This window comes from Liquorilactobacillus uvarum DSM 19971, from assembly GCF_001434935.1.
Taxonomy (GTDB): domain Bacteria; phylum Bacillota; class Bacilli; order Lactobacillales; family Lactobacillaceae; genus Liquorilactobacillus; species Liquorilactobacillus uvarum.
In genome coordinates this window covers 1-976 of the sequence record NZ_AZEG01000101.1, presented here as the reverse complement: position 1 = coordinate 976, position 976 = coordinate 1, and the positions used below count along the sequence as shown (strand labels likewise).

The window sequence follows — 976 nt, the reverse complement described above, 5'->3', positions numbered from 1 at the left end:
TTCTCTCGACCAAACTTCTCCAAATAAAACATCATCATTTAACTCAGCAAATTTAGGCGCAAAATCTCCAAGACGATCACGTCCAGCTGTTTGCTTTTCTACCATTTATTTTTCCTCCAAATTTGCATAATCTGCATCTGAAACAGGTTCTAGCCATTCAGGTTTACCAGCGGTGATTGCTATATGAGCGAACCAGCTGTCTTGGGTGGCCCCATGCCAATGTTTAACGCCGTCATGAGTCACAACAATATCACCCTTTTTTAACAAACGTGGCTTTTGCCCAATTTCTTGGTACCAACCTTCTCCACCAGTAACCAGTAAGATTTGGAAACCAGCATGATGTATATGCCAATTATTACGGCAACCGGGCTCGAAAGTCACAACCCCAACTGAAACATTCACTTGGGGATCATTGACGAGGCTCTTTAAATAACTTTGCCCAACAAAAAACTTCTGATAAGTGTCATTCTTATCACCTAATGGAAAAATGACACCATTTCTCAAGTCACTATTCTGTGTCATCTATTTCTCCTTTTAGTACAGTCAACACGATAGACAATTAAGCTTAATCTACATGTCTAACCAAACCATGAATTCTCTTAACGGCAGCAGGATCACGATGATCAAAGAATTGACTCTCATTTTTGTCAAGTGCTGCAATTTTTTTCATTTCATCATCTGTTAATTTGAAATCAAGGCTGTTAAAATTTTCTGCCATTCTATTTTTATGAACGGACTTAGCAAGTGCAACCACGCCACGTTGAGTCAACCAGCGTAAAATAACCTGACCGACTGATTTATTATATTTTTGGCCTATTGCAATTAAAGTCTCATTATTAAAGATGTCGTGCTTTCCTTCAGCGAATGGTGCCCATGCTTCAGGTTGAATATTATTTTCGTGAAGAAAAGAAACAGCTTCTTTTTGTTGCATCCAAGGATTTGTTTCAATTTGGTTAACCGCTGGTTTAACATCATT

Annotated in this window: 2 protein-coding genes and 1 pseudogene; all 3 read right to left on the bottom strand. The window is 38.5% G+C overall.

All coding sequences use genetic code 11. The features are described 5' to 3' along the window. Positions 1 to 105 (bottom strand): annotated as a pseudogene (locus FD20_RS12595) (carboxymuconolactone decarboxylase family protein); the annotation flags it as partial. Next, a complete protein-coding gene (locus FD20_RS12590) occupies positions 106 to 522 on the bottom strand; it encodes a cupin domain-containing protein (protein ID WP_002823330.1) in 417 nt (138 codons plus the stop codon). 43 nt (positions 523 to 565) lie between these two features. After that, positions 566 to 976: aldo/keto reductase (locus tag FD20_RS12585; RefSeq protein WP_162255666.1), on the bottom strand; the 411-nt coding region annotated here is incomplete at its 5' end.

Coding starts and splice junctions, on each gene's coding strand:
- FD20_RS12590 (WP_002823330.1), bottom strand. CDS start 522: ATGACACAGAATAGTGACTTGAGAAATGGTGTCATTTTTCCATTAGGT.